This is a genomic window from Anabaenopsis tanganyikae CS-531 (genome assembly GCF_029891675.1).
GTDB lineage: Bacteria > Cyanobacteriota > Cyanobacteriia > Cyanobacteriales > Nostocaceae > Anabaenopsis > Anabaenopsis arnoldii.
Genome location: NZ_JANQDF010000005.1, coordinates 48,955 through 75,873, shown reverse-complemented (window position 1 = coordinate 75,873; position 26,919 = coordinate 48,955). Strand labels below are relative to the sequence as shown.

Here is a 26,919-nt window from a genome sequence, read left to right as displayed (position 1 = left end):
ATCTACCAAAACAAGATGCCGTCAACGTAGAAAGATGCGTATTGCTGCTAATCGTGTAAGAGAAAGAATTGAGAATTTAATTAAAGATTTGCATAACAAAGCTGTTAACTTGCTTGTTAATTCCTACAAAGTAATTTACTTACCAACCTTTGATTCTAGTCAAATGGTGATTAAAAGACGTAACGGGAAGAAACGCAAAATCAACAGTAAGTCTGTACGGCAAATGCTGACTCTTTCCCATTACAAATTTGAGCGACATCTCAAGCAAGCTGCACAAAGAAAAGGTGTAATAGTCGTTCTTTGTAACGAATCATATACATCAAAAACCTGTGGTAACTGCGGTCATGTTCACCATAAATTAGGTGGAAACAAAGTTTTTAAATGTCCACATTGCGGAATACAGATTTCTCGCGATGTAAATGGCGCACGCAATATTTTATTGCGTGCTTTGCAAGCAACTGCCTTCACCGTGACCCATGATTCTATCGTGCTTTCTGAGGAGTCAGAATTGACGGATGCCGTAGTTAATCTAGTTTAATCGCTTTGATTAGCTTAAAAGTTGCACGAACAGTATTAAGTCCAACAAAATTAGGAATCATCCAGCTAGGGGAGGGCTTCCCCAAAGTAACGTGATTAAGAGAGAACCTCCTCTGGGTTAGATGCCGCAAGGAGTCTAATCTAAGTGGACTCGTTAAACCAACAATATCCGCAGCTTCAGCCCGGAAAGTATCAAGGCTTAGTCCCTATATGTTGTAGTACTAGGAGCAGTGGGTTCACGATAAGCAGTAGGTTCCCCGCCACTTTTTCTACCAGCTAAACCAGCCAAACCAAATAGCCCAATTAATCCTAACCAACCCCAATCAAAATCCTGGCGTTCGTAAACTGTTGTTCTGGGTGTAGTCTCAACTCTCGGTTCAGTAACTTGGGCATTTACAGGTAGAGTTAAAGGCAATATTGCCATACTCAAAGTGAGAAAGCCAGCACCAACTGCTTTGGTCAAAATAGGTGTCATGGTGAAAATCTCTCATCCCTTCCAACTTTACCCACTAGTTTATCGATTCCCATAACTCACCCAATCAATCCGTAGCCATAAACTCGGCTTTCTCTAAACTCACACTGAGGATATATAGAGAGGTCAATGAAGCTTAATAATTTTTCATCGCTCGTTGCATATCACGTTGATCTTGCCGTTTTTTGAGGGATTCACGTTTGTCATGGATTTTTTTACCTTTACCAAGGGCTATACTCACTTTTACCCAGCCTCGTTTGAGGTACATTTTTAATGGCACTAGTGTTAAACCTTGCTGTTCCACCTTCCCAATTAACTTACGAATTTCTTGCCGATGTAGTAACAGCTTGCGGGTACGACGCGGCTCATGATTAAAATATTGACCACTAGCGTTGTAAGGAGAAATATGGACGTTGATTAGCCATGCTTCGCCATCACGAATCAACGCATAACCATCTTGGAGATTAACTCTACCGGCTCGAATTGATTTAACTTCTGTTCCTGTCAACTCAACTCCCGCTTCAAAGGTTTCTAGGATTTCATACAAATAACGGGCTTGACGGTTGTCACTAATAACTTTGTAGCTTTCGCTCTTTTCGCTCATTGAAAAACTTTTTTGTACTTAAATGTGCTGGAAAAATGTTTGGATTGGCTGTAAGTGTGATATTCATATCAGCGTTAGTCCATATTCTTTTAATTTAACTTTTTTCAATTGTCAATTAAAAGTTAGAGGAGAGTAAATATTAATTTACACTATAGCGAGTATTATCTGTAGATGGTTGGTTTATTGTTAAGAGTTAAAAAGCTACCTATAGCCTTTCAGCATTCCAAATCGAACTTGGTTGTAATTTGGCAATACTGACTCAGTATTTAAGGTTTTCCTCATAAATCAAAAATAAGAGACTCAAGAGCTGGTAATCGTGTCATACTATGAAACATAAGAATACTATTTCTGCTTGCGTTCACTGATGTACCTCGGATAAATCCGTTAATCTGAGTTAAAAAATGCTAGGGGTGTATTGTCCATGCCCTTGACTATTCTTGTTGTGGATGACGACCCGGGCACTCGTCTATCCATTAGTGATTATCTTGAACTGTCTGGCTACTCCGTAGTGACGGCGAATGACGGTCAAGAAGCTTTGAGAATGGTAGAGAATTACCATCCTGATTTGATTGTTACTGATATTATTATGCCACGAATAAACGGCTATGAACTGGTGCGTCGGGTACGGCAGCAACCGACATTCCGGTTATTACCTGTAATTTTATTAACAGCACGCACTAAAACCCAGGAAAGAATTCTTGGCTACCAGTCTGGCTGCGATTTGTATTTACCTAAGCCATTTGAACTCGAGGAGTTAGCAGCAGCAATTCGTAATCTTTTAGAGCGATCGCAAATTATTCGATCTGAATACCGCCGGTCTTATAAAGAGAATTTAGGCAATTTCATACCTTCCAAAGAGGTGACAATGCCAAATTCTCTATGGGCGGGTATTGGGGAATCCCATCAGTTCCTATCCTTGACCCCCAGAGAACAAGAAGTTTTGGAACTGTTGACTCATGGTTTATCTAATGCTGATATAGGAGGTGAACTACACTTGAGCCCGAGAACTGTAGAAAAGTATGTTAGCAGTTTATTAAGAAAAACTGAAACCAGCAACCGAGCGGAGCTAGTGCGCTTTGCTATTACCCATGGCTTGGTTGAATAGATTTAGCTTTCTACTTGCTGACTGGTAATGTATGTGAGTAGACCTTCACAAGCATCCACAAGTAAATCAATCACTTGATGGAAGCCTTCCACTCCACCATAGTAAGGGTCTGGAACTTCCTTGAGGGTATAGCGAGAGCAGAACTTACACATTAAGTAAACTTTATGGTCATACTGCCCACTGGGGTCAAGAGCCAGGATATTCTCATAGTTCTCTTGATCCATTGCCAATATCATATCAAATTCCTGAAAGTCTAATTTTTGAAATTGCCGCGCGTGACCACGCAGTTTAATCCCTAACTTTGCACTAGCAGCCGCACTCATGCGTCTATCTGGCGGACTACCAATGTGATAACTGGATGTACCAGCAGAGTCGCAGAGGATGCGATCGCTCAATCCAGACTGGTCAATAAGATGATTCATAATATTTTCTGCCGATGGGGAGCGACAGATATTCCCCAGGCAAACAAACAGCAGCTTATAAGGCATAAAAATTCTACTTAGCAACCCTCCAGGGTCAAAAATCTACAGACACTAGTTTAATGGTTTTTGAGTGTAGAGACGCAACCCATGGCGTCTCTACAGCTAACGATTAAAAATTAGGGAGTTCCAGACCGCTGGTCAAGACTTCCATTTGTTCGCGCATTGTTGCGGTGGACTTGCTATAGGCATCTTTCATGGCGACTGTTACGAGGTCAGAAAGTAATTCTGCACCCTGTGCTAGGGCCTCTGGGGCAATTTCCACCCGTCTGGGTTCTTGGTTACCACTGACAATTACCTTCACGAGTCCACCGCCGGACTCTCCCTCAATCTCCATTTGCTCCAATTGTTCTTGAAGCTGCCTGGCGCCTTCTTGAACTTGCTGCGCCTTTTTGAAAGCGTCGGCGAGTTCTTTCATTTTTCCTAGACCACCAAAACCGAATCCCTGTCCTTTTCCTGTCATAACTGATTTTCCCAGCGTGCGTTTAATATTAAACCAAATTTCATTATAGATGGGGTCGGTAGCTTGCCTGTTTTATTACTAATCTTTATTCCCCTAAGCAGCCACCTGAAACTCACCGATCATTTTTACTTCTGGCTCTAAGCAAATTGACCAATGTTCTTGTACTTGCTGTTGAATATGACGAATCAGACAGAAAATATCGCTGGCCTTAGCCCCACCACGATTGACGATGAAATTAGCGTGTAATAGTGCTACTTGCGCTCCGCCAATTTGGTGTCCTTTTAAACCTGTTTGTTCAATTAACCAACCAGCAGCATAAGGTGTAGGATTACGGAAGACACTGCCACAGCTAGGGAAATTGTAGGGTTGGGTATTTAGTCGATGTTTTTTGTGTTCCTTTGTTACTTGCAAAACTCGTGCTGGATCGATACCTGGTTGGAGTTGAAAGGTGGCTTGGGTAACAATGCGTTGGCAAGGGTTCCCTGTAGAAGATTCACGATTTTGCAGTGATGAAGTTCGATAGCTGTAACCTATCTGGTCCGCCGTCAGAGTTTCTAAGGTACCATCGGGTAAAAGTACCTGAGCACTCACTAACATATCTGCAATGCAGCTATGATGGGCCCCGGCATTCATGACCACAGCACCCCCAACTGTACCGGGGATACCAACAGCCCACTCTAATCCTTCCCAACCTAATTTTGCTGCTTCCCATGCCAGATTGGGAATTGATTCTCCCGCCGCCACAGTTAATTGACCTGTTTGGGGATCAAAGTGACTATGGCGCAGATGACGAGTAGAAATTACTAAACCCGGTAAACCGCGATCGCTCACCAATAGGTTGGAACCTGCACCCAGTACTATTACGCCTAAATCTTGTGTTTTAGCATACTCAACACTAGCCTGTAGTGCTTCTAAATTACGAGGAGCAACGTACCATTCTGCCGCTCCCCCTACTCTATAAGAAGTAAATGCAGATAAAGAAACTTGTGACTTAATAGCGCAATCCGTATCTTTTAAGTAAATTATTTTACTATCACCTAAATCTTGTCTTTCCTGCTTCTCTGTAATTGAGTCAAAAACTGTGCAGACATTTCCAAGTGCCTGGGAGATTTTCATCTTGAGATAAATTTGTGAAATTTTTACATTTAAGTGCCGTAAAAATACGGCAATAGAATCATTGCCAGAGGAAAAAACCTTGGGGTAACTCAGTGTCCACCGTAATTGTTCTTCCTCATCTAGGATGTGGCTGTAACAGGTTCACAAAGTGTAGTAATTACTTCAGGGATGACCTGATTTAAATTCCCAGCACCTAGAAATAGTGCTAAATCTCCGGGACGCAGGGTTTGTACCAAGAATTCACTCATTAAGGGTAAATGAGGTTCATAAAGCACCTGTGGATGCTGTTTGGCTATTGCTACTGCAAGTTGTTCACCGCTAATTTGCCCTAAATTAGGTTCGCCAGCACTGTAAATATCTGTAAGTATAACTAAATCAGCATGGGCGAAAGACTCAGCAAATTCTTCTAAGAAGGTGAGTGTGCGACTGTAGCGATGGGGTTGAAAAATAGCAACTACTCTTTGCCCTGGTCTGGACTGGAGACGTGCTGCAGCAAGAGTAGCGCGAATTTCACTGGGGTGGTGGGCATAGTCATCGATAAAGGTAATACCGCCAACTTCTCCGCGCAACTCGAAGCGTCTTCTAGCACCTGCAAAAGTGGCAATGCTCTTGGCAATTGTGCCAAACTCTAAACCCAAGGCTCGACCAACAGCTACTGCCGACAGGGCATTGCTGAGATTATGCCGACTGAGCAAACGCAAATTCAATACTCCCAAGGGTTTGCCTTTCTCCCAAACCAGGGCTGTGGTACCATCAGCGCGATAATCAATATTAGTAGCAGTATAATCAGCATCTGTTTCTGGATTGAGGCTGTAGCTAATTGTCGGTTGGAAACGATGGCGTACCGTATCACAATCAATACAACCTATAAGGATTTTACAACTAGAGGCAAATTTTTGGAAGATGCTAACTACTTCTTCTAAGGTCTCATAGTGGTCAGGATGATCAAGTTCAATATTAGTAATAATGCCAATTTCGGGACTGTGTTTCACCAGGGAACCATCAGATTCATCTGCCTCAGCTACCAAATACTTGCTTTCCCCTAATCGTGCATTTCCTTCCCAAGCGTCAACCTCACCACCCACCAGAATTGTGGGGTCTAAACCAGCTTGTAAGAGCATATAGCCAATCATGCTACTGGTAGTAGTTTTACCGTGGGTTCCTGCAACTGCGATGCTATAGTAGTCTGAAATCAAGGCTGCTAGTACATCTGAACGATGCAAAATTGGACATCCTAATTCCAGTGCTGCTTTGTATTCCAAATTGTTGGCATTAATTGCCGTTGAACAAACAACTTGAGGCAGTGTTGAGTTACTACCTGCGGCTAATATTTCTGGTGAGTTTAATATTACTTTATGAGCTGATTCACGAGATCGAAAGAACTCGAGATTACTAGCCTCCTGTCTGCCAAAAATATGTGTTCCGATCGACTCCAACTTGCACGTAATATGACTCGGACGAAGGTCAGAACCTGATACTGGCATTTGACGCTTGGCCAGAATGTATGCTAGGGCAGACATACCGATGCCACCAATTCCAATGAAATGAAATGGTCGGCCGCTAAAATCTACATAATTATTCATTGATGAGTCCTCTGACACCACACCATAATCACAAATGACACGCGTATCATACCAGGAATTTGATTTTTAGACTAACTGCACTTGCATTTTGTTTATACCTGATATTCAGATTATTTTCCTCTGTTTTTTTGCTGATTGAGAATGATTTTACCTTTCTTGAACGTTTTGGCTATTTCGGAACTGTTATTAAGATTATTCTGAGAGTTGATGCCGCATCGGGACAGAAAATATTGTATTTCGCAATACCTTTTACTCAGTTCTTGAGTGATGTTGGCTACAGTCATACATTATTAATAGTGGAAATAGTTTTAAATTGAGAAATTTTCCATGAAACTTCTCCAGTCAGCTTGAGCCAGATAGTATATTTGTATTATCATCTGGCGATATGGAATCAAGTTTAGGTATGACTGAATGCAGCACATCGGAATCTTTGGTGGCACATTTGACCCAGTTCATTGGGGACATTTACTCGTAGCCCAAAGAACTTTATATCAAGTACCTCTGTCAAAGGTGATTTGGGTACCATCACTAAACCCACCCCATAAAAAAGTGGCTTTGTTTAAAAATCGCTGGGAAATGTTGAAATTAGCCACAAGAGGAAACTCAGCATTTACCGTCTCCTCCATCGAGGCAAAACGCTCTGGAACCTCCTATGCCATCAATACCTTCATGGACTTATCTAGTTGTTATGCAGATACTCACTGGTACTGGATTACGGGTTTGGATACATTTCAAACTTTACCCCGTTGGTATCGTGGACGGGAACTAGTACAAATGTGTGATTGGTTAATCGCTCCCCGACAGCTAGGTGGTGAGACGACAGATCAAAGCGAGCTGATATGCAAGCAAGTGGAGCAACAACTCACACAGCAGTCGCTAACTATTCGCTGGCAACTATTGGACATACCTTTAATAGGAATTTCCTCAAGTCTGATTCGGAGACTTTGCCGGGAAAGCCTGTCAATTGGTTATTTAGTCCCGGAATCCGTCAGATCCTACATTAATACTCACAACCTCTACTCAGATAAATCTGAATAAAATATGTGTTTTTTTGATCGATCTGAAAATTTATGGTTATTAATACTCCCCCCTTTGCGATATGATTGGGGTCAAAGATATCAATTTATAGGCATAAATACAGAGGGTAAGACACTGTGATTAGAGTCGCAATCAATGGTTTTGGGCGCATCGGACGTAACTTTGCACGCTGCTGGGTAGGCAGAGAAAATAGCAACATTGAGCTTGTTGCTGTCAATGACACATCAGACCCTAGAACTAATGCTCATCTCCTCAAGTATGACTCAATGCTTGGGAAGTTAAAGAATGCTGATATTACAGCCGATGACAACTCCATCATCGTTAATGGTAAGACTATTAAATGCGTATCAGATCGCAACCCAGAAAACTTACCTTGGAAAGAGTGGGGAATTGATCTGATTATCGAAGCAACAGGCGTATTTACCAGCCGAGAGGGAGCGCAAAAGCACATGAATGCTGGAGCGAAAAAAGTTCTGATCACCGCACCTGGTAAAAACGAGGATGGTACTTTTGTCATGGGAGTGAATCATCACGAATATGACCACAACCAGCACAACATCATTAGTAACGCCAGCTGTACTACCAACTGCTTGGCTCCGATAGCCAAGGTATTAAACGACAAATTCGGGATCATCAAAGGTACGATGACCACCACCCACAGCTACACCGGCGACCAGCGTTTGCTAGACGCTTCTCACCGGGATTTACGACGCGCACGGGCTGCAGCTATTAACATTGTTCCCACCTCCACTGGTGCAGCAAAAGCAGTAGCACTAGTAATCCCAGACCTCAAAGGTAAACTTAATGGTGTGGCTTTGCGGGTACCAACTCCTAACGTTTCAATGGTAGATTTCGTAGTTCAAGTTGAAAAACGTACTATTACTGAAGAAGTGAATCAAGCTCTCAAGGAGGCTTCTGAAGGTCCACTCAAGGGCATTTTGGACTACAGCGAACTACAATTGGTCTCTTCAGATTATCAAGGTACTGATGCATCTTCGATTGTCGATGCCAACTTGACTTTAGTCATGGGTAATGATATGGTGAAGGTGATGGCTTGGTACGACAATGAGTGGGGTTACAGCCAAAGAGTTCTAGATTTAGCAGAACTGGTAGCCCAAAAGTGGGTTTAGTCATTAGTAATTAGTGATGACTTTGAAATCATCTGTAACTGAAGCAAGAGCAACAGATCTTGCGATAGGAAAGAAACGATAAATAACTAGTTTTTTGTTGTCTGCTGTTGGACAGCCAGTGGACGTTAAATAGATGCTTGTGGAGGTGAGTCTGGTGGGGTTTTCAAAACAAAGATAACTGGAAGCCAGACAAACCTCTCAAGCAAGAATCTCCTGTTACAGCCAAAGGCACAACGGTGAGAGTCTCAATCGGTAAAATGTTGAAATCCGCGGAAAATTTGTAATTTTTCGCGTTTTTTTTGCTCTTTATCTTGTACGACTACTTGGGAACCTGTGGTAATAGTTCCCACTATGGCAGCGCTTTCACCGAGTGTTGTCACCAAGTGATTGGCAATAACTTCTGGTAGGCACAGCACTAATTCAAAGTCTTCACCGCCGTAAAGGGCATATTCTAGAGCTTTTTCTGGTGTCAGCCAATGCTGAAAACTACCTGGTAAGGTGATTAGGCTGCTTTGTAGGATAGCGCCAACACCACTGGCGCGGCAAATTTGCAAAATGGCATCCGCCAAGCCGTCGCTGCTGTCCATACCGGCTATAGGGGGGTGGTGGGATGGAAAATAGGATTCGAGAATTTGCCAGAGTATGGGTAAAACATCTAATCTGGGTTGTGGGCGCTGGTGTACTGTGATTAGTGTCCTTTGTTCTGCATCGGTGAGGTTTTGCCTCAATTCGGGATGTAAGAGCAATTCTAAGCCGGCTTGGGATGCTCCATGAACACCAGTGACCATGATCGCATCACCCACTTGCGCCGCAGAACGTCGGATAATCCTTTGGGGATGAACTTGACCAAAGGCAGTAATGGCTATGGTGGTGACCGGCGATCGCACGATGTCACCGCCAACAATGACGGTATTGTATTTCTGGAGGCATTCTGTCATTCCTTGATATAAGCGCTCAACCCAACTCACCATCACCTCACCCGGTAGCGCCAAACCGATGGTAATGCCCATAGGAGTGGCCCCCATTGCTGCCAAATCGGATAAATTAGCAGCCACAGCCCGCCAACCAGCATCTTCTGGGGATGTGGTGACATCACTAAAATGCACACCATCCACCAGCACATCTGTTGTGACTACTAAAGATTTTTCTGGTGAGGTTAAAAGGACAGCTGCATCATCCCCAATCATTCCTGGGGGGCAGAAACGCTGCAATTTCTCTAAAATACCTTGTTCGCCAATATCTTTAACTTGAGTCATCAGTGATTAGTCAAATAAAAGAGGAGTATAATTAAAAACTCCCCCAACTTTCGTATTTATCTAGAAATCTCTACCTTTCTAGGCGGCTGACGGCTGAACCAAGTTTTCTATTCCTTGAATCACAGCTGCCGATTCAATTTTGTCACCTTCTTTGAGTTTATCCAAAATTTCTTTACCATCAATGAGATAGCCAAAAACGGCATAGCGACCGTCTAAGAGGTTTCGTCCGGCAGGAGTGAGTTCTGGCTCAAACAAAAAGAAGAAAAATTGAGAAGAACCTCCATTTACTTCACCTTCTGGGCGAGCCATTGCCAATGCCCCAAAGGAAGAAAAAGGCAGAACTGGCATATCGAGATAACGCCCAGCTTCTTCAAGAGTAATGCCATAAGTGGGTTCTTTCTCGCCTTCCACTAATATTTCTAAAGGAATAGCGCGGTATTTGCCAGTTTTCGGATCAATGAAACCTAATTCTTTTCCTGGTGGATCTCCGGTTTGCAGCACGTAAGACTCTTCTGAACGGGTAAATTCTAAACCGTCATAAAAACCTCGTTGCACTAAATCCACAAAGTTACCAGCTGTGACGGGGGCGCTATAACCGTCTACCACCACAGTCAAGTCACCTTTGTTAGTTTTAACAGCCACTGTAGCCCGACCTTTGAGTTGAGGCAGGTTACTATACTCAGCAGGTACTTCAAAGGGGAATGCAGTCACCATTGATTCTTCTAACTGGGTGACTACATCGAGGAGTTTATTTCTACCTTCTAGAATTTGTTGTTTATCTTTAAGTTGTACCGCTGCTTGGAGTGAATCGACCCCAGATTTTAACTGGTTAATCCAAGCTTCGGCTTGAGGTTGGCGTTCTTCGGGAACGCTTGCTAGGATTTGGTTAGGTCTATCGAGAATCCGTGACGCTGTTTTCAGGTCGCTAGAGATAGCACCCCATCGCCGATTTGCCCGCAGTTGGGTAGAGATATCCTCTAAACTGGCTTGCAGTCGCCGGACTGGTTTATTCTCTATCGGGAGTGCATACCTTAATAAAGCCTTGCCTTCAGTAATAGCATTTCCAGATGGCAGGGCTGCGTGACTAGGAGGAGTCCAGGTCGCTGTATTTATGCCTAAAAATATTGTTATTAACAATATTCCCATTAGGCTGTTTTTCAGCCAGGATTTTAATATGTTAAACATGATGGAATAACTCAAATGCAACATCACATTGTTGGCTGGGCTTAACCCATCAATCATCTTCCCACAGTACGAGTGCTGAGTAATGAGGGAATTTAGGATCGGGGCTAAAATTATCTATCACGGTCTAGTCTTTCCCGTAGGGTTTGTGATTTGCTTGTTTCTGCCAACCAAAAAGACCGCGCTGACTCACCATACCTGAATGAATTGACTAATTACTTGATGATTAACTACTAATTACGACTCTTGAAGGGTACAATAAATGCCGATTGTCTTCCAAAACTTAAAGCTTCATGATCTCTAGTAACGACTTTCGACCCGGTGTATCAATTGTCTTGGATGGGTCTGTATGGCGAGTAGTAGAATTTCTCCACGTTAAACCAGGCAAAGGTTCTGCCTTTGTACGTACAACTCTCAAGAGTGTCCAAACTGGCAAGGTGCTAGAAAGAACATTCCGCGCCGGGGAAACTGTACCACAAGCCAATTTGGAAAAAAGCACGATGCAGCATACCTATAAGGAGGGCGATGAGTTCGTCTTTATGGATATGGAAACCTACGAAGAAAGCAGATTGAGCGCAGCGCAAATAGGCGATCGCGTCAAGTACCTGAAAGAAGGTATGGAAGTTAACGTTGTTCGTTGGGGGGAGCAAGTTCTAGAGGTGGAATTACCCAACTCTGTGGTGTTGGAAATTGTCCAAACCGATCCAGGTATCAAGGGTGATACGGCTACAGGTGGAACTAAGCCAGCTACTCTGGAAACAGGAGCAATCATCATGGTGCCATTGTTTGTTGCTCAGGGTGAGCGTATCAAAATTGATACCCGTGAAGATAAATACTTAGGCAGGGAATAAGTTGACTTTGTGACCACCAAGCAATTTTGATTTCAGTCCCTATATATAGGGATTAAATCCCTGCCACATTGATAATTTTGACTTACGGTTAGGTCGAGGTAATAAAAACTGTGCCATTGGAATTTAATGAAATCCGCCAACTACTGGCAACTATCGCCCAAACAGACATTGCAGAAGTAACACTTAAAAGCGATGACTTTGAACTAACAGTACGCAAATCAGAGCGAGAGAAACTTACCGAATCGCCAAATCAGATCGTCGAGGTGGGAACAAGTCGTGTTTTGGATAATACTGCCACTGCTTCTACTGTGCAGTTACCAGCAAATCCCCCATCACTGATTGATAAAAGACTAGTAGAAGTTCCTTCCCCCATGGTAGGAACCTTTTATAGCGCTCCCGCACCAGGTGAAGCACCTTTTGTGAAAGTGGGCGATCGCGTCCGTAGCGGTCAAACAGTCTGTATCATTGAAGCGATGAAACTGATGAATGAAATTGAGGCAGAAGTATCCGGACAAATCATGGAGATTCTGCTGCAAAATGGCGAACCGGTGGAATATGGCCAAGTTTTGATGCGAATTAACCCCGATTAGGTATTAATTTATCAAGATATCAATCACGCAAGAGTGAGATCCCCTACCTTTTCTGCCGCGTACACACCAGCCCAAAAAGCGAGAACTCAAAGGTTCTACCCCTCTGCTTGGCAAGGAGAGGGGCTGGGGGTGAGGTCAAACCCCACTAATAAAGTCTTTTACAGCGCCTTTCATCTGAGTTAGGTACAAAAGGGCGGGCACCGATGCCCACCCCACAAGATTTATGATATTCAGCTGTGTACTTTATTTACTTGAAAAGTGCCGTATGTATTGATTTAAACTGAGTAGATTTTTTGGAGGGTGTGTTGTCGCGTAGCGCAACGTACCATCCTGAATTTTCGGTGCGTTAGGACTAAAGTCCATAACACACCGTACCCAAATCAAAAGTTTTAGACTTGTGTGTACACATTAGACCTTTGCAGGAGGGGATTAAAGCGGATAGTTTTGCTCAAAGCTTTGACGAGTCAATGGCTGCAACACTTCCACACCCTCCCCACCTAAAAACTCCAACTGTTCTCCCTCGACCTCAATGTATACTTTCGCATTTGGATCTAGTGTTGTGGCTGTATAAATAACTTGTCCAATGCGACCGACCATCGATGTTGAACCGCCACCTTTAGTAAAATCTTCAGATAAATTAACATGAACCTCACCATTCTCCATTTTCAGCCCCAGCAACTTGGTTTCTGGGGGGATGGTTGTAGAATCTGTCCCTTCTGTTGGTCCGGCCAATAAAGCTTGGAAGGCTCTTTCTAAAACTTGGTTGGGTTGCGTAGCAGCTATTTCCACCGGTTGGGGAACCAAATCCAACCCTGTATCCCTTGGTTTAAGCCAGTAAACATGAGGTGTTTGCCCTTGCACAGGATCTCTTGGCGTAATAGTTTGAGATGGTCCGATTGGTGTAGGAGGCTGATTAGAAGCAAGCCAAGCTACACCACCACCCACTAATACAACTGCTGCTGAGACTGCTGCAATTACACCAGAAGAAATACGTTTAGATCCTTGTTGGTTGTTCATATTTAAAAGGTTCCTGACAGGAGACTGAGATAGTGTGGTTCACAAGAGCAGCCTGATAAAAGACGATATCCATGAGTGGGAGTTTCTTGAAATCTCAAGAAGGCTTGATTTGTCTGAATTCTATTGACTTGATATTTTGCTAATTTGAAGACAATTTCGGAACGGAAATTAAAAATCCCCTGGGTGAGGGTATTTCAGCAAGTCATCCTGCACCTATAGTAACTTGATTTCAGCTTTAATTTTAGCTAACCTGTCCACGGGTAACCTCCATTCTCAAGCCGGGGGCGGGCTTAACCTTTGATTATTGGTCATAGATACAATCGCAGGCAAGATACCTGCCCCGGCAAGGATGTATATTATACTGCTAATGCCTCATTAACCCACTGTTCCAGAGTATTAACTACTTCCTCGATGGCTATTTCTTGAGTTTCATGGGTGGCGCGTTTCACTACTTCTACTTTGCCATTGTTAATAGCCCGACCTGTAACTATTCTGTAGGGTATACCAATTAAATCGGCATCTTTAAATTTTACTCCAGCCCGTTCATCCCGGTCATCAAGTAATGTTTCCACACCAGCTTTGTTAAGTTCAGTGTACAGTTTTTCGGCTACTTCCACCTGTTGAGCGTCTTTAACGTTAGGAATTGTGACAATTGCATGATAAGGTGCGATCGCTACTGGCCAAATAATCCCATCTTTATCATAGGATTGTTCTACAGCCGATTGTGCTAGTCGTGATACACCCACACCATAACAGCCCATAAATAGGGGGTTTTCTTCCCCTTGTTCGTTCGTATACATTGCTACCATAGTTTGGGAGTACTTAGTACCCAATTGAAAAATATGTCCTACTTCAATCCCTCTAGCGGTTTGAAGAATTTGATTAGGGTCATGAACAGCGCGATCGCCCGGTCTAGCCTTACGTATATCTACCACTAAACTAGGTAACTCGAATTGTTCTCCCCAATTAGCACCAACAACGTGATAACCTGATTCATTAGCACCTGTAACAAAGTTTTTTAAATCGACGGCCGTTTTATCAACTAACCGGACAAACTGAGGATGTAAATCCTTACGAGCCGCAATATAATCATCTCCCAGATTAGGGGCAATATAACCTAAAGGTAAAGATTTAGCCGCCCATGTTTGCTGCATTTCGGCATTGGGTACATCCAAGCTAATAATAGCCTTAGCACCATAGTTAGAAGCAAGTTTAGTCAATTCATTCTGCAACTTCACCTCATTCACTTCTTGGTCACCGCGGATACTCACCAAAAACAATACAGTCACACCATTGTCATAAACAGTTTGGTAAAGGACATTTTTCACAACTTGAGTAGGAGAACAATTGAGCAGTTGACATACTTGCTCAATAGTCTGTGTTCCTGGTGTTTCCCGTTTCTCATAGGTTGTAAACGGAGAGATTACCGCATCCACAGCTAAAGAAACCGCCTTTTCCACATTAGCGGCATATTTACCATCTGGAGTGTAAAGAACTTCATCCTCTCCAGCATCCGCCAACACCATAAATTCTGTAGAACCAGAACCGCCAATAGCCCCAGAGTCAGCTTCTACAGCCCGGAATGCTAAACCAGAACGGCGGAGCATATTGCTATAGGCCTGATACATATCTTGGTAGGTTTCCTTAAGACTGACCTCATCCACATGGAAAGAATAACCATCCTTCATAATAAATTCCCGCCCCCGCATCAACCCAAACCGGGGGCGAATCTCATCGCGGAATTTAGTTTGAATTTGGTATAAATGTAAAGGTAATTGACGATAGGAGCGAATCATATCACGAGCAATAGTCGTGATCACTTCCTCATGAGTGGGCCCTAATCCCAACTGTTGTTCACGGCGGTCAACCAGGGAAAACATAATCCCCTCAGCCTTAGTGTAAGTATCCCAGCGTCCCGACTCCTGCCACAACTCAGCCGGTTGTAACTGGGGTAAGAGACATTCTTGTGCTCCAGTGGCGTTCATTTCCTCCCGGACAATTTGGGAAACCTTTTGTAATACCCGCCACATTAACGGCAAATACGTATAAATACCGCTACCGATACGACGAATATAACCCGCCCGCAGTAATAGTTTATGGCTAGGAATCTCAGCATCAGCCGGATCATCCCTGAGTGTAACAAATAACATTTTTGATAGTCGCATCGTTATTTTCCTTTTGAAAAATTGCTAGTGTTTAAAATTAATTACATCTGAAGTTTGCCATAAACATATAGGATTTTGGCAGGAGATTAGGTAGTATATGAATCTTAAAACTCTTGTGGGGTGAGCATGGTGCCCGCCCTGGTATACCTGACATCGATGAAATGCGCTGCAATTAATCAGCCGCCTCATTAACTGGGAACCTATCAATTAATTGCATCGCCCGATAAGCATTACGCTGGAAATCTTTAGACAAATGGGGAACATGGGGGATCTGGGATAATAAATCTAAAGTCCGGCGTAAAATTCTCACGACATCGCCTTCATCCAAAGTAGTATTCTCACAGAGTTCTGTCCACTGTTTCCCCAGAGACCACTGTTCTACTATGGCAATTAATTCAAATTCCAACCAGATGGGCAAAGCGACATTGTACCGCCTTTGCAGTTGAAATATTTTGCGGCGAATTCCCCGCAGTGTTGCCAAAGCTTCTACGACTTCGTTACTAAGTTCAAAGTGAACTCTACTATCTGGGCGGGGGGGTTCGATGACTAAAGCTGCAACTGCGGCGGCTAGATGGTGGGGATCTAAATTGTCCAATTGACCACTAGCGAACACCAAACCCAGCCATAATTCATTTTCTCCGCGAATGGCGGCAGCAATTTGTCCTAACTGTGTGGGGACTAAGTTATCTAAACACTCAAAGTATTCCAAAATAGAAATTAAATTAACAAATTCTTCCCAATGGTGTTGTGAGTGTTGCGCGACTTGTAATTCTAATTCTTCGAGTTCGGCTTCTAATTCCACATAACGAGCGCGGCGTTTAAAAATCTTGCTGACATTGCCAGATTTATGGATGGGATTAGCTTCTAATTCCTCTTGGACTGCGGTAACGCGACCCAGTTGTGCGGCTACTTCTGGGGACATATACAATGAGGCTTGTACTGGAGGAATACGTTGAGCGATCGCAAATGTTTCGTGATTACCGCGAAGTGATTTCCCCGGTTTTAACTGTAAATCTGGGGGTGGTACGATCTGCTCTGGTACATCCACCCGTGGCAACTCAGCATACAAATCGATTACATCGGCAGTTGTGACTACATACCAGCGATTATCTTGTCCTAAACACACCAAGTAAGGAGCTTCTGAAGCAGCACTAGGTGTTTTTCCCACTAAGACCGCTGTTATAGGTATAGACACATCTACGTCTTTCCCCTTGAGACTCAACAGAGTTCCTGTCACTGCAAAGCTCAACATCATCACAAATTCTTCTTGGCGACTTTCTAGAGCTTGTTCTTGCAGTGTTGTCAATAACTGGCGTTCGACTTTCAAACGTTGCCGCAATTTCTGATAAACTGCTAGTTCATGTTCATTAACCGTGGCGATTTGTGCTTTGAGTTCGGCTAATTGGGTTTGTAGCGAGGCAATTTCTTCATACTCTGGTCTTAAATGCAGTGTTGCCATGTACTGCCCAAAGCTGCGTTCTATCAGTTCCCTGGCTTGTTCAAGTGTGTGGATTTGCAGCAAGTTTAGTACCATACCATAGCTAGGTGTAAACTGACTCACCAGGGGGTCTGGTTTAGATGTAGCTAAATACGCCGCTTCTTTTGAGCCTTCAAAGGGGGTTTGTACTGTAACTACATGACCTTGTAGATCCATGCCTCGGCGACCTGCCCGTCCTGCCATCTGGAGGAATTCAGAAGCGTTTAGTAGGCGATGTCCAGAATCAGTACGTTTGGAAAGGGTAGAAATTACTGTTGTCCGGGCTGGCATATTGATCCCTGCTGCCAAGGTTTCCGTAGCAAATACTACTTTAATTAGCCCCTGCTGAAATAGTTCCTCTACTAGTCCTTTCCACGCAGGTAAAATTCCGGCATGGTGAGCAGCAATACCTCTGTATAGAGGGGCAATTTGTCCAGAACGCCCAGCATCAGGATTTCGGGTTAAAAAATCATCAATTTGCCGCCGTAATATTTGCGACTCATCATTATTGACTAGCCATAAATCACCAACTTCTGCCACCGCCTGATCACATCCGCGACGACTGAATATAAAGTAAATCGCCGGGAGCATATCCCTTTGCTGTAGCTGACTGAGGGTGTAAGCTATCCCCGGTGCTTCTGGTCTGCCGGTTCTGCCCCTGTCTTGTTGTTTTCTTTTGCCTCTATTGGCCAGACGGGGGTTAATTTTAGTTTTACTTTCATTGAGCAGAGGAAACAGCCCCTTGGGATTGCAGTAGTAAAATTCTAGGGGAACGGGACGAAAATCCGAATAAATCAGGTCTGTCGGACCGTGAACGCGATTTAACCAGTCAGTGAGTTGATCGCTGTTGGCAACAGTTGCGGAGAGGGCTACTAGCTGAATTTCACGAGGACAGTAGATGATGGATTCTTCCCAAACTGTCCCCCGCTGGCGGTCATTCATGTAGTGACACTCATCTAGCACTACGGCCTCAACGTCTACTAGGGAAATGCCCACCTGCCCTATGGGTGTGCCATAGAGCATATTGCGGAAGATTTCTGTGGTCATCACCAGAATTGGTGCATCCCTGTTAATGGAATTATCTCCAGTTAACAATCCCACCAACTCATAGCCAAATTCCTCACGAAAATCACGTAATTTTTGATTGGACAGAGCTTTCAGGGGCGTGGTGTAAAATACACGCTTACCCCGGGATAAGGCTCTATAGATGGCATATTCCCCAACTAACGTTTTGCCCGAACCTGTAGGGGCACATACGACTACGGAGCGTCCAGAATTTAGGGACGCGATCGCATCTTTTTGGAACTGATCCAGTGCAAAGGGAAATATTAACCCTAAGTCTAGTTCTGGAGATGGTGCGGGATAATTCACTCAATCAAATTTGCAACCGGACTTTTTTACTATATTAACGGGTATTTGCCCTTGGTCATGAGGCGATTTTTCCTCACTGCCCCAACTCTTGCGATCGCAGTGCCGACGCTTTGACTGCTTCAATTAAAGCCGAGCGAAATCCTGCCCTTTCCAGTTGGGCAATACCAGCAATAGTGGTTCCACCGGGACTGGTTACCCTGTCTTTGAGTTCTCCGGGGTGGATTTTGTGTTCTTGCAGGAGTTTTGCTGTGCCCAATACAGTTTGCACAGCCAGCTGATTAGCCAGACCCCTGGGTAAACCTGCGGCTACTCCTCCATCAGCCAATGATTCCACCATTAAAGCTACGTAAGCCGGACCACTACCAGACAGTCCTGTCACTGCATCCATGAGCATTTCTGATACATCTACCACTTGCCCCACTGCCGAAAAAACTTGCTGTGCTAGTTTGTGATGCTTACCATTAGTATATGCTCCTAAACACAAAGCTGTAATTCCCTCCCCCACTGTGGCGGGGGTGTTGGGCATAGCTCTAATTACTGGTAGTTCAGGGAATGCTGATTCTAGTTGGCTTAAAGACACTCCTGCCAAAATCGAAATTACCAGGGGCGATATTTTTGTAGTCAGGACATCTGCTAATTCTTGAGCGATCGCACTGAACACCTGGGGCTTTACCGCTAATAATACTACTTCTCTCGATTCCGTGAATACAACACAATTATCTGTATTTACATTTACATTATATGTTTGCCTTAAATAATTTTGGCGTGTCGGTTGGGGTTCACTCACCATCACTTCCGATGGTTGATAGATTCCCCGGTCAATCAAGCGGGATAATAGCGCTTCTCCCATTACTCCGCCACCAATTAAGCCCAATTTAATAGTCATTAAGTTATATAGTCAATCAGAGCAGATTTAAACCCTTCATTGATGGCATAATACCATTTTGGTTAAACCTGCTCCTACAATCATCAAAAATTTGAGTTGAACTAATGGAACTTCATTGCACCATTCTGTTAAGGTCTGTACCCCATTGACTAGAAGTATTTGAGGGACGTGAAGGACGAGGGGGCGCTTGTGGTACTTCATGCAGAACTGTCCCCGGGGTACTAACTTGCACACAACTGGGGGTAAACAAAAAGATACTTTCTCCAATGCGCTCTTGATGTCCGTCCAGGGCGTAGGTTCCCCCAGCTACGAAATCTACAGCTCGTTGTGCTTGATCAGGATCCATGATCGTCAAGTTTAAAACAACTGACTTACGCTCTCTGAGTGCTTTAATAGCTTCGGGCATTTCTTCAAATGTTCGAGGCTCAAGTACTAACACTTCTGAAATTCCGTTAATTGCTCCTGGCATGTTAATCACATTCCCCATGGTAGGCTTCGATCCTGAGGCTATATCATTACCCATTGTAGTCATGGGTTCCTGCCAGCGTCGATTTTGAACACTAGCCGGTGCTGGTGGTGGTGCTTGGGGATTTTCCTCTTGATACAGGTTCTGGTAGCGACCAGGATCTGTTTCCGGTTCCTCTTCGTAATATTCGTATTCCACCTGTTCATTGAGACCTACAAAGTCTCGAAGTTTAGTAAAAATGTTATTCATTTTTATGCTCCTGATAAAAGTTACCCTTATTGATTTGGCCAGTAATTAATGTAGCCATAGTAGCTCAGTACACAGCTAAGATTGAATAATTTTCTTGCCGTTTATAGCTTTTATTGCAAATAGGGTTAGTCAATTGAAATTTGAGGGAACGCCTGTAGATTAACTTACACAAAATAACGCGTCAAGATTACAGCGTAATTATTGTTCCGGGTAAAAATTTTCTTTCCCGGATTTTTTTGCTACTCATCTTGACTGAATTTTATTTTTTGTATGCTCATACATAACCAGGGATGAACATATCTGTGTATTTTATCCCTAGTAATATTAATACCAGAAGCAAAAAATTAATGGTTCATATCCTAACTTCTCTCACCAAATAAGATAGTACCTAATCTTACCATAGTTGCCCCAGCCTGTACTGCCAGTTGGTAGTCCCCCGACATACCCATGGAAACTTCCCGCATTTTTAGGTGCGACCAGTTTTGCTGCTCGATTTCTTTAGCTAATTTATATGTATTTTTAAATACATCCATTGTTTCCGCTTCATTCAATCCTAAAGGGGGAATTGTCATTAAACCCTGAATTTGTAAATCCTCACATTTGTTCAGAGCCGGTAAGTCGGCTAGTAGTTGGGGAACGCTCCAACCTGACTTATTAGGGTCAGGGAGGATTTTCACTTGTAGGCAAACCTGAGGACTGACTCCTAACTGTGCTGCCAATTGATTTAAACGTTCTGCCAGTTTTAAACTATCCACTGAGTGAATCCAGTCAAATAATTCCATGGCTTTTTTAGCTTTATTGCTTTGCAAACTGCCAATAAAGTGCCATGTAATATCCGATAAGTCTTGTAACTGGGCTTGTTTACTGGCTGCTTCTTGGATGCGGTTCTCGGCAAAATTACGAATTCCGGCATGATAAGCAGCGCGAATTGCTTCAGGGGGAAATGTCTTACTCACAGCCACCAATCGCACTGAAGCAGGTAGTGAACCACAAATGTTAGTAATACGTTCGCTCATGGAACTGGTCATTGGAATGTGCGCTGGAAAACACTCTGAAGTTGATCGTACTCCTGGGATGGACCACTGCGACGCAGAGTACGCAAGCGATTTTCCAACAACATTCGGGCTTCAGTACGTCCTATGGACTGAAATTTGAGACCTTTAATATCGTTGGACACCACAAAAAATAAACGTTGGGCATAAAGTGTAGTGAATAGATCCTGGTTGTCATCGACCATACAGATCCGATAAAGCAAACCCCAAGTTGGATGATTGATGTAGGTTTCTAAGTTTTCTGGATTCATTTAACAGTCAAGTTGGGAGTATATATCTCTTCGTAGTTCAGTACAAATGTTCACAAGATAATACACCCCTTTTGCCAGCATCTTTCGTGAGCTTATAAGAAAATTAGTGATTCTGGCCTTTGAATGGCAGTTATCAAAACCTGCGTCCTGTGTGTAATTGGCAGATGAGGTTGGTAACAGGAAAGTAGAAATGCACAACAAACCACTAAGGTAATTACTTTAGTCTCTTTCCATATTGCCATAATTATTCGCCTGTGGCACAAAATAGCTCAGAGGATCAGCGACTAAGCCATATTTCCTATAACTAGCCTAGCAACCCAAAATAGGGTAAGCATAGCGATCGCCAGCCAATCTCTAGCCCTCAGACGTAATTCATGCCATTTGACTTGATGCTCACTAGGACTAGTAAACCCCCTTACCATCATAGCGTTAGCCATTTGTTCGGCTCGTAGTAGGAGATTTTTTAACAGTCTCTGTGCTACAATCATCCAAACCTGAGCTGCTCTTTTCCAGCCCAGTTTTTTCCAATTAATCGCCCTAGTCATCACAGAGCGAATTAAATTTTGCACCTCTTCCAGAACTAGGGGGATAAATCGCAACGACAAAGTTAAGGTGAGGGTAATTTCAGTTACCGGCACTTTCAACCTTGCCAAGGGCTGCATTAAACTTTCTATAGCAGTGGTGATTTCTTCGGGTGCGGTTGTCAGCAGATACAGGTTACTGCTATAAATCACAGTAAATATAATTGTACTGACTCTAATAGCCAAATCAATTGAGCGACGAGTTACCTTAACCGGCCCTTGATGAAATAGAATGTAGCTGTAGTTTTTGTTTTCCCGTGTTGGTACTGAAACAATCTCGGCGTTATTACTGGTACTTCCTGGAGGAATTAATATCTGTTCGCTAGCGGGTAAACGCTGCTGATACCTTACACCCAGACCATCGGGACTAATACTAATAATCCCAAAGACAAACACAGACAATGTTAACAGCCATACCATTTGCTGTTTCCAGACTCGCTGGGGTATTCTGGCCATTACAGTCAAAATAATTAACAGTGCAACTAGTAGTATTCGCCACTCGTTATTAGCAAAGGTGTAGCTAGTGAGAAAACTCATCAACCAAGCAATTTTCACCCGTGCATCAAGTTTGTGTAGCCAAGTTTGCGGCTGTTCTAGGTACAGTCCAAGGGGTAGCGATCGCAATAAGTCCATTTATCAGTGCTAAGTAGTAGAGAGTCAGGCTTGATATTGACTATTTTGGCCTGACATAGGCGAAATATAACCCTGAGAAGTTAAACTTATTTGACACGAGTTGCTCTGTTGACGCTACCTAGTTCCATCTCTCGGACTTTTTTACTGCGCCAAATTAACCGGATAGGTGTACCTTTAAATCCTAATTGTTGGCGGAATTGCCGTTCAATGTAGCGGCGGTAATTGTCATTAAAGCGTTTAGCTTCGTTGACGAATAGGGCGATAGTTGGTGGTTGCACCGCCACTTGAGTCCCATAATAGATTTTACCTTGACGACCGCCACGCGTAGCCGGGGGTGAATGCCAACTTACAGCATCTGTGAGCACTTCGTTAATTACAGAGGTAGTTACACGGCGTTTGTGTGACTCAGCAGCTTCATTCACCAAGTCTAAAATCTTATTTACCCGTTGTCCTGTGGAAGCACTAACAAAAATGGTTTCTGCCCATTCTGTAAAATGTAACCGGGCTTCCAGACTCTTTTCGTAGTCGTAAATGGTGTATGAATCTTTTTCGATGGCATCCCATTTGTTCACGACAATTATACAAGCTCGACCCTCGTCTATAATCCGCCCGGCTAATTTTTGGTCTTGGTCTGTGACTCCATCTAAAGCATCAACCACTAATAAAACCACATCGGCGCGGCGAATGGCCTTAAAAGCACGGTTAATACTAAAGAACTCTGTACCGTATTCTATTTGTTTTTTTCTGCGAATGCCGGCGGTGTCAATCAAGCGATAAATTTGCCCATTGCGTTCAACCACGGTATCAATAGCATCGCGGGTTGTGCCGGAAATAGGGCTAACAATTGATCTTTCTTCTCCCACAAAAGCATTTAATAAACTGGATTTACCCACATTGGGTCGGCCGATAATCGCCACCTTAATCTCGTTAGTTTCTTCTACTTCCGTGACCATGGGGATGTGAGTAATTAACTCATCGAGTAGTTCCCCAGTACCACTACCATGAATTGCCGAGATAGGAAAAGGTTCCCCCAAGCCTAAAGACCAAAATTCAGATGCTTGAATTGCGCCTTGTTCTGGGGATTCACATTTGTTCACAGCCAGTAACGCCGGTACTGGTTGCTGACGTAACCATGTAGCAATTTCTTGATCTGAACCTGTCAGCCCAGTTTGACCGTCTACAACAAAAATTGCCGCACTGGCTTGTGAGATCGCGGTGAGTGCCTGTTGGCGAATTAGCGGCAGAAATTCCGTATCATCGTTAAATACTAAGCCCCCTGTATCTACAACGATAAAATCCCGATCGCGCCAGTAAGATGGCATATAAGTGCGATCGCGTGTTACACCCGGTTCATCGTGGACAATCGCCGTTTGCACCCCGGCGAGACGATTAACCAGGGTAGACTTGCCCACATTCGGGCGACCGATAATAGCAACAATTGGCAGTCCCATAAAACCAGGGTGAGTGAGAGTAATAGGCTATTATATCATTTATTTATTGTAACCATTTTAAGTTCTAATGTAGTTTATCGAGGCTGATGTAGTGTTTTGAGTCAGAACTACCGAGTAATAAGCTTATAATTCTACCATAAACAGCTTGGCATTATCTATGAGTCGTTCAGCCCCTTATCAACCTTTGTTGTTGCGAGTTCTCCATGGTATTAACGGAATTTTAGTCATTACTTCCATCATTACTGGCTTCCTAGTTTACAATACATTCGATGGCAGATTTGGCAAAGTCCTCATTCCTAGAATTGATCCAATTCAAGATATTCATGGAACTGTAGCTTTATTCTTTTTACTGTTATTACCAGCTTTTGTACTTTATAGCTTTCATGCGGGACAAAGGCGGCTATTACAACCCGACTCCATACAAAATTTAACACAGGTTGGTAAACCCATTTGGTGGGTAAGTTCACAACGCATTATCAATACTCTGATGTTGCTGTCCTCGGTTTTGGCGGTAATATCTGGCAGAATGATGAAAGAGGAATGGCTACCTACAAGAGAACTTGATCACTTATGGTATTACTGCCATCTGATAACTTGGGTAATTATGGTTTGTTCTTTAGCGATTCATCTTTTGATGTCTGCTAAAGTAGGTGGTGCGCCATTGTTACTATCAATGTGGTCATGGAAATTCCGCCCAGGAGATAGTCCGAAAAACTGGTATAGTCGTTTGCGTAGTTGGTTGCGTAATTTTACCACTAATAATTTCAGTAACCAAATTAACCAGTTAATACAGAGGAATTTTTCCCTGAGAATTATTGAGGGTGTTGTGTTGCTTGGAATTATAGCGGCATTTGTGTTGCCACTGTTTTTCTCTGGTGAATAATAAATATTATCGAAAAAATATTTACTATTGAGCAGATTCGCCAAAGAATCCTCTGACTAAAGCCAGAGGAAGGTAAATAACCATGTCTAAAATTTTACTTTTGATTGAGAGCAACTCTTAACTGACTCAGCAGATGATTAACGGCGGTAAAACTTGGGTTTTTCGCCAATGCTTGCAGAACTACGGGGCTACTTTCCTGCACAATTTGATTATATGCAGTCAGAGCATCATTAAACTTATTAATATCCACATTTTGGTCTGGTCCTGTCAGTTCACTTAAAGCATTTACCAGTGATGTTACTGGTGATGGTGACACTTCTAAACTCACTATAGAAGATTTGACCTGATCTACATTATCTCCACCCTGTAAGATATATTCAATGGAATCAGATGGCTTATTTTTAGCCAGACTTGTACTGAGTAGATGATCGAGAACTGCATTTAAATCATTCTGAACTTCCGGGGAGACCCTCAAAACTCCCGCCGAAAAATTACCATCATTAACAACTTGAACATTAACCCCGGTTGCCGGTACAATATCACCCATTGAGGAAGTAGAATCTATACCAGTTCCCGGTACAATCTCCTTATCTCCAATTAAAGAGGCAGAATCTGGAGAACTACCCGGTACAATCTCCTTACCAGCATAGGCTCTATGAGGCGCAGCCGCCAGATAAGTAAAACAAGCCAATGCTACCGCCAAATTTAGCAAGAATGTTTGTTTCTTCATGATTTTTATGATTGATGAAATTGCTTAAAACTTGAAACTGTACCCTGCACTCAGCGCAAAACCTAAGCCAGTATCAAAATTACGACTAATGTCTGTCAGAATAGCATTGATAACTATAGGTCTATTTCTGAAAGGAGCAATAGAGGTACCTACATTCACACGATTTCCCGTCCAGCTACTGACTAGGGATGCTTCAGGTATGACTCTTAAACCTAGACTCCCGAAAATATTAGCATTATTTCCCCCCGCGGCTCTTGCGCCTAGAGAACGAAAACCGCCGTTACCAAAACCCACAGAAATAGTCAAAGGTAATTGATGATGTGGGTTATCTGGTTGCAGTAGAAACGCCCTAGTAACGACTCCATAAATAGTGTCTTTATTATCGGAAGATTCTCCCCATTTGAGAGCATTTGACCAACCCACGGCTACAGATGTACGGTTACGTAAGTATTTGTGGAGTTTTAACCCCATATAGCCGCTAGTCCCCACATCAAACTCTCCACCTTTAAAGTAAGTACCCCCGGAACTAGCAAAGTTAACATTAACTTCCAACCCTACAGATTTCAACGGATCTCCTAACCCAAAACCAGCGGAGTAAGAGCCATCTCGAAAGCCATCGGAATCTTCCTCTAAAGGGAAAAGTAAACCAACACCAACATAGACTTGACCACCACTTGCACCATAACCAGAAGGAGTACCAGCTGTTGAACCAGGGAAAGCCCTTGGCGGTTCAGTTTTGATGATGCTTTCTTGGGTGTTGATGATGGGATCAATTAATAGTTCTTGGCGTAATGTATCACTATTGCTAGGGATATCCTCCTCAGGTGATGAAAGTTCTACATCTGTGCTCAATTCCGGTTGTTTTTGCGACAGTAAATTAACTAAATTAGTTGGCTGTGGGATTTCTTCTGGTGATTCTCCATCAATATTATTGTGGTGGGATGTCAATAAAATTTGACTGGTGTTTATTTTGCTGTTTAGTACATTCTTAGATGAAAAACCCAGATGAGCAACAGAATAATTCCTGATTTTTTCAAGTTCAATGTTAACAGCTAAATCCTCACTGTTACTTGTGTGTAATTTAACAGGATTATTACTTTTTCTTGATGTTAATAATCTTTCAGTGACGGTGATATATGACTTCTTGTTACCTGGGTATATTGATGATTTATGGCTATTTTCACCATAAAAAACCTGATTTATTTGATTTGGTAAAATCATATTCTTCTGTGCATTATCCGCAGCAGATACAGACTTTATGGTAATAGCGGTCAAAATCAGAAGACAACTTAGTAAGACTG

The 26,919-nt window shown here is 43.1% G+C and carries 26 protein-coding genes; 7 read left to right on the top strand and 19 right to left on the bottom strand.

Annotation, left to right across the window (positions count from 1 at the left end):
• On the top strand, positions 1–538 hold a 538-nt coding region (locus NWP22_RS00615; RefSeq protein ID WP_280801396.1), incomplete at its 5' end, for an RNA-guided endonuclease InsQ/TnpB family protein.
• Between the two features lie 198 nt (positions 539–736).
• Here the strand turns inward: NWP22_RS00615 and NWP22_RS00610 are convergent.
• Positions 737–1,012, bottom strand: a complete 276-nt coding sequence (locus NWP22_RS00610) for a WGxxGxxG family protein (RefSeq protein ID WP_271731110.1) — start codon at positions 1,010–1,012, stop codon at positions 737–739.
• 133 nt (positions 1,013–1,145) lie between these two features.
• On the bottom strand, positions 1,146–1,613 hold the full coding sequence (smpB, locus tag NWP22_RS00605) for an SsrA-binding protein SmpB (protein WP_271731112.1): 468 nt from the start codon (positions 1,611–1,613) through the stop codon (positions 1,146–1,148).
• Between the two features lie 421 nt (positions 1,614–2,034).
• On the opposite strand from smpB, the gene NWP22_RS00600 reads away from it, so the two are divergent.
• A complete protein-coding gene (locus tag NWP22_RS00600; RefSeq protein ID WP_271731114.1) occupies positions 2,035–2,718 on the top strand; it encodes a response regulator transcription factor in 684 nt (227 codons plus the stop codon).
• A 2-nt stretch (positions 2,719–2,720) separates the two neighbouring features.
• Here the strand turns inward: NWP22_RS00600 and NWP22_RS00595 are convergent, their stop codons facing one another.
• From NWP22_RS00595 to murC, 4 genes are all read right to left on the bottom strand, one after another.
• Entirely contained in the window at positions 2,721–3,206 is a 486-nt protein-coding gene (locus tag NWP22_RS00595; protein WP_271731115.1) for a low molecular weight protein-tyrosine-phosphatase, read from the bottom strand.
• A 103-nt stretch (positions 3,207–3,309) separates the two neighbouring features.
• Positions 3,310–3,660, bottom strand: a complete 351-nt coding sequence (locus NWP22_RS00590) for a YbaB/EbfC family nucleoid-associated protein (protein ID WP_271731116.1) — start codon at positions 3,658–3,660, stop codon at positions 3,310–3,312.
• Between the two features lie 93 nt (positions 3,661–3,753).
• Positions 3,754–4,776 carry a UDP-N-acetylmuramate dehydrogenase gene (gene murB / locus NWP22_RS00585; protein ID WP_271731118.1) on the bottom strand — a complete coding sequence of 341 codons (1,023 nt, stop codon included), beginning with the start codon at positions 4,774–4,776 and terminating at the stop codon, positions 3,754–3,756.
• 119 nt (positions 4,777–4,895) lie between these two features.
• The gene (gene murC / locus NWP22_RS00580; protein ID WP_271731120.1) at positions 4,896–6,359 is read right to left on the bottom strand and encodes a UDP-N-acetylmuramate--L-alanine ligase; all 1,464 of its coding nucleotides are present in this window, start codon (positions 6,357–6,359) and stop codon (positions 4,896–4,898) included.
• Positions 6,360–6,770: 411 nt separating this feature from the next.
• Here murC and nadD point away from each other — a divergent pair, with 411 nt between their 5' ends.
• Both nadD and NWP22_RS00570 read left to right on the top strand, forming a co-directional pair.
• A complete protein-coding gene (gene nadD / locus NWP22_RS00575; RefSeq protein ID WP_280801395.1) occupies positions 6,771–7,397 on the top strand; it encodes a nicotinate (nicotinamide) nucleotide adenylyltransferase in 627 nt (208 codons plus the stop codon).
• A 116-nt stretch (positions 7,398–7,513) separates the two neighbouring features.
• The gene (locus NWP22_RS00570; protein ID WP_271731122.1) at positions 7,514–8,527 is read left to right on the top strand and encodes a type I glyceraldehyde-3-phosphate dehydrogenase; all 1,014 of its coding nucleotides are present in this window, start codon (positions 7,514–7,516) and stop codon (positions 8,525–8,527) included.
• A 245-nt stretch (positions 8,528–8,772) separates the two neighbouring features.
• Here the strand turns inward: NWP22_RS00570 and thiL are convergent, their stop codons facing one another.
• Entirely contained in the window at positions 8,773–9,783 is a 1,011-nt protein-coding gene (gene thiL, locus NWP22_RS00565) for a thiamine-phosphate kinase (RefSeq protein ID WP_271731123.1), read from the bottom strand.
• A 78-nt stretch (positions 9,784–9,861) separates the two neighbouring features.
• Positions 9,862–10,968 carry a peptidylprolyl isomerase gene (locus NWP22_RS00560; protein WP_271731124.1) on the bottom strand — a complete coding sequence of 369 codons (1,107 nt, stop codon included), beginning with the start codon at positions 10,966–10,968 and terminating at the stop codon, positions 9,862–9,864.
• 290 nt (positions 10,969–11,258) lie between these two features.
• Here NWP22_RS00560 and efp point away from each other — a divergent pair, with 290 nt between their 5' ends.
• Both efp and accB read left to right on the top strand, forming a co-directional pair.
• Positions 11,259–11,816 carry an elongation factor P gene (gene efp, locus NWP22_RS00555; protein ID WP_271731125.1) on the top strand — a complete coding sequence of 186 codons (558 nt, stop codon included), beginning with the start codon at positions 11,259–11,261 and terminating at the stop codon, positions 11,814–11,816.
• 110 nt (positions 11,817–11,926) lie between these two features.
• On the top strand, positions 11,927–12,406 hold the full coding sequence (gene accB / locus NWP22_RS00550; protein ID WP_271731126.1) for an acetyl-CoA carboxylase biotin carboxyl carrier protein: 480 nt from the start codon (positions 11,927–11,929) through the stop codon (positions 12,404–12,406).
• Positions 12,407–12,835: 429 nt separating this feature from the next.
• On the opposite strand, the gene NWP22_RS00545 is transcribed toward accB, so the two are convergent.
• The 9 genes from NWP22_RS00545 to der all read right to left on the bottom strand — a co-directional run bounded on the left by NWP22_RS00545 (position 12,836) and on the right by der (position 24,005).
• The gene (locus NWP22_RS00545) at positions 12,836–13,423 is read right to left on the bottom strand and encodes a GerMN domain-containing protein (protein ID WP_280792229.1); all 588 of its coding nucleotides are present in this window, start codon (positions 13,421–13,423) and stop codon (positions 12,836–12,838) included.
• Between the two features lie 356 nt (positions 13,424–13,779).
• Entirely contained in the window at positions 13,780–15,588 is a 1,809-nt protein-coding gene (locus NWP22_RS00540) for a proline--tRNA ligase (protein WP_271731128.1), read from the bottom strand.
• 172 nt (positions 15,589–15,760) lie between these two features.
• Entirely contained in the window at positions 15,761–18,436 is a 2,676-nt protein-coding gene (locus NWP22_RS00535) for a DEAD/DEAH box helicase (protein WP_271731129.1), read from the bottom strand.
• 73 nt (positions 18,437–18,509) lie between these two features.
• On the bottom strand, positions 18,510–19,322 hold the full coding sequence (gene proC, locus NWP22_RS00530; protein ID WP_271731130.1) for a pyrroline-5-carboxylate reductase: 813 nt from the start codon (positions 19,320–19,322) through the stop codon (positions 18,510–18,512).
• A gap of 112 nt (positions 19,323–19,434) precedes the next feature.
• Positions 19,435–20,037 carry a cell division protein SepF gene (locus tag NWP22_RS00525; RefSeq protein WP_271731132.1) on the bottom strand — a complete coding sequence of 201 codons (603 nt, stop codon included), beginning with the start codon at positions 20,035–20,037 and terminating at the stop codon, positions 19,435–19,437.
• A 359-nt stretch (positions 20,038–20,396) separates the two neighbouring features.
• On the bottom strand, positions 20,397–21,065 hold the full coding sequence (locus tag NWP22_RS00520; RefSeq protein WP_271731133.1) for a YggS family pyridoxal phosphate-dependent enzyme: 669 nt from the start codon (positions 21,063–21,065) through the stop codon (positions 20,397–20,399).
• A complete protein-coding gene (pipX, locus tag NWP22_RS00515) occupies positions 21,062–21,340 on the bottom strand; it encodes a transcriptional coactivator PipX (protein ID WP_271731134.1) in 279 nt (92 codons plus the stop codon). Before pipX ends, NWP22_RS00520 begins: the two co-directional genes overlap by 4 nt.
• A gap of 284 nt (positions 21,341–21,624) precedes the next feature.
• Positions 21,625–22,554 carry an energy-coupling factor transporter transmembrane component T family protein gene (locus NWP22_RS00510; protein WP_271731135.1) on the bottom strand — a complete coding sequence of 310 codons (930 nt, stop codon included), beginning with the start codon at positions 22,552–22,554 and terminating at the stop codon, positions 21,625–21,627.
• An 86-nt stretch (positions 22,555–22,640) separates the two neighbouring features.
• The gene (der, locus tag NWP22_RS00505; RefSeq protein WP_280801394.1) at positions 22,641–24,005 is read right to left on the bottom strand and encodes a ribosome biogenesis GTPase Der; all 1,365 of its coding nucleotides are present in this window, start codon (positions 24,003–24,005) and stop codon (positions 22,641–22,643) included.
• Between the two features lie 157 nt (positions 24,006–24,162).
• Between der and NWP22_RS00500 the strand changes: the two genes are divergently transcribed.
• Positions 24,163–24,888 carry a cytochrome b/b6 domain-containing protein gene (locus NWP22_RS00500; RefSeq protein ID WP_280801393.1) on the top strand — a complete coding sequence of 242 codons (726 nt, stop codon included), beginning with the start codon at positions 24,163–24,165 and terminating at the stop codon, positions 24,886–24,888.
• Between the two features lie 94 nt (positions 24,889–24,982).
• Here NWP22_RS00500 and NWP22_RS00495 read toward each other — a convergent pair whose 3' ends face one another.
• Both NWP22_RS00495 and NWP22_RS00490 read right to left on the bottom strand, forming a co-directional pair.
• Entirely contained in the window at positions 24,983–25,618 is a 636-nt protein-coding gene (locus NWP22_RS00495; RefSeq protein WP_280801392.1) for a hypothetical protein, read from the bottom strand.
• A gap of 24 nt (positions 25,619–25,642) precedes the next feature.
• Positions 25,643–26,893 (bottom strand): hypothetical protein, encoded by a 1,251-nt coding sequence (locus NWP22_RS00490; protein ID WP_280801391.1) that lies wholly within the window; start codon positions 26,891–26,893, stop codon positions 25,643–25,645.
• Between the last annotated feature and the right edge of the window lie 26 nt (positions 26,894–26,919).

What these genes read in the sequence shown, in the direction of transcription:
- NWP22_RS00610 (WP_271731110.1), bottom strand. Translation starts at nt 1,012, where the DNA reads ATGACACCTATTTTGACCAAAGCAGTTGGTGCTGGCTTTCTCACTTTG.
- smpB (WP_271731112.1), bottom strand. Translation starts at nt 1,613, where the DNA reads ATGAGCGAAAAGAGCGAAAGCTACAAAGTTATTAGTGACAACCGTCAA.
- NWP22_RS00600 (WP_271731114.1), top strand. Translation starts at nt 2,035, where the DNA reads ATGCCCTTGACTATTCTTGTTGTGGATGACGACCCGGGCACTCGTCTA.
- NWP22_RS00595 (WP_271731115.1), bottom strand. Translation starts at nt 3,206, where the DNA reads ATGCCTTATAAGCTGCTGTTTGTTTGCCTGGGGAATATCTGTCGCTCC.
- NWP22_RS00590 (WP_271731116.1), bottom strand. Translation starts at nt 3,660, where the DNA reads ATGACAGGAAAAGGACAGGGATTCGGTTTTGGTGGTCTAGGAAAAATG.
- murB (WP_271731118.1), bottom strand. Translation starts at nt 4,776, where the DNA reads ATGAAAATCTCCCAGGCACTTGGAAATGTCTGCACAGTTTTTGACTCA.
- murC (WP_271731120.1), bottom strand. Translation starts at nt 6,359, where the DNA reads ATGAATAATTATGTAGATTTTAGCGGCCGACCATTTCATTTCATTGGA.
- nadD (WP_280801395.1), top strand. Translation starts at nt 6,771, where the DNA reads ATGCAGCACATCGGAATCTTTGGTGGCACATTTGACCCAGTTCATTGG.
- thiL (WP_271731123.1), bottom strand. Translation starts at nt 9,783, where the DNA reads ATGACTCAAGTTAAAGATATTGGCGAACAAGGTATTTTAGAGAAATTG.
- NWP22_RS00560 (WP_271731124.1), bottom strand. Translation starts at nt 10,968, where the DNA reads ATGTTTAACATATTAAAATCCTGGCTGAAAAACAGCCTAATGGGAATA.
- efp (WP_271731125.1), top strand. Translation starts at nt 11,259, where the DNA reads ATGATCTCTAGTAACGACTTTCGACCCGGTGTATCAATTGTCTTGGAT.
- NWP22_RS00545 (WP_280792229.1), bottom strand. Translation starts at nt 13,423, where the DNA reads ATGAACAACCAACAAGGATCTAAACGTATTTCTTCTGGTGTAATTGCA.
- NWP22_RS00540 (WP_271731128.1), bottom strand. Translation starts at nt 15,588, where the DNA reads ATGCGACTATCAAAAATGTTATTTGTTACACTCAGGGATGATCCGGCT.
- proC (WP_271731130.1), bottom strand. Translation starts at nt 19,322, where the DNA reads ATGACTATTAAATTGGGCTTAATTGGTGGCGGAGTAATGGGAGAAGCG.
- NWP22_RS00525 (WP_271731132.1), bottom strand. Translation starts at nt 20,037, where the DNA reads ATGAATAACATTTTTACTAAACTTCGAGACTTTGTAGGTCTCAATGAA.
- NWP22_RS00520 (WP_271731133.1), bottom strand. Translation starts at nt 21,065, where the DNA reads ATGACCAGTTCCATGAGCGAACGTATTACTAACATTTGTGGTTCACTA.
- pipX (WP_271731134.1), bottom strand. Translation starts at nt 21,340, where the DNA reads ATGAATCCAGAAAACTTAGAAACCTACATCAATCATCCAACTTGGGGT.
- NWP22_RS00510 (WP_271731135.1), bottom strand. Translation starts at nt 22,554, where the DNA reads ATGGACTTATTGCGATCGCTACCCCTTGGACTGTACCTAGAACAGCCG.
- der (WP_280801394.1), bottom strand. Translation starts at nt 24,005, where the DNA reads ATGGGACTGCCAATTGTTGCTATTATCGGTCGCCCGAATGTGGGCAAG.
- NWP22_RS00500 (WP_280801393.1), top strand. Translation starts at nt 24,163, where the DNA reads ATGAGTCGTTCAGCCCCTTATCAACCTTTGTTGTTGCGAGTTCTCCAT.
- NWP22_RS00495 (WP_280801392.1), bottom strand. Translation starts at nt 25,618, where the DNA reads ATGAAGAAACAAACATTCTTGCTAAATTTGGCGGTAGCATTGGCTTGT.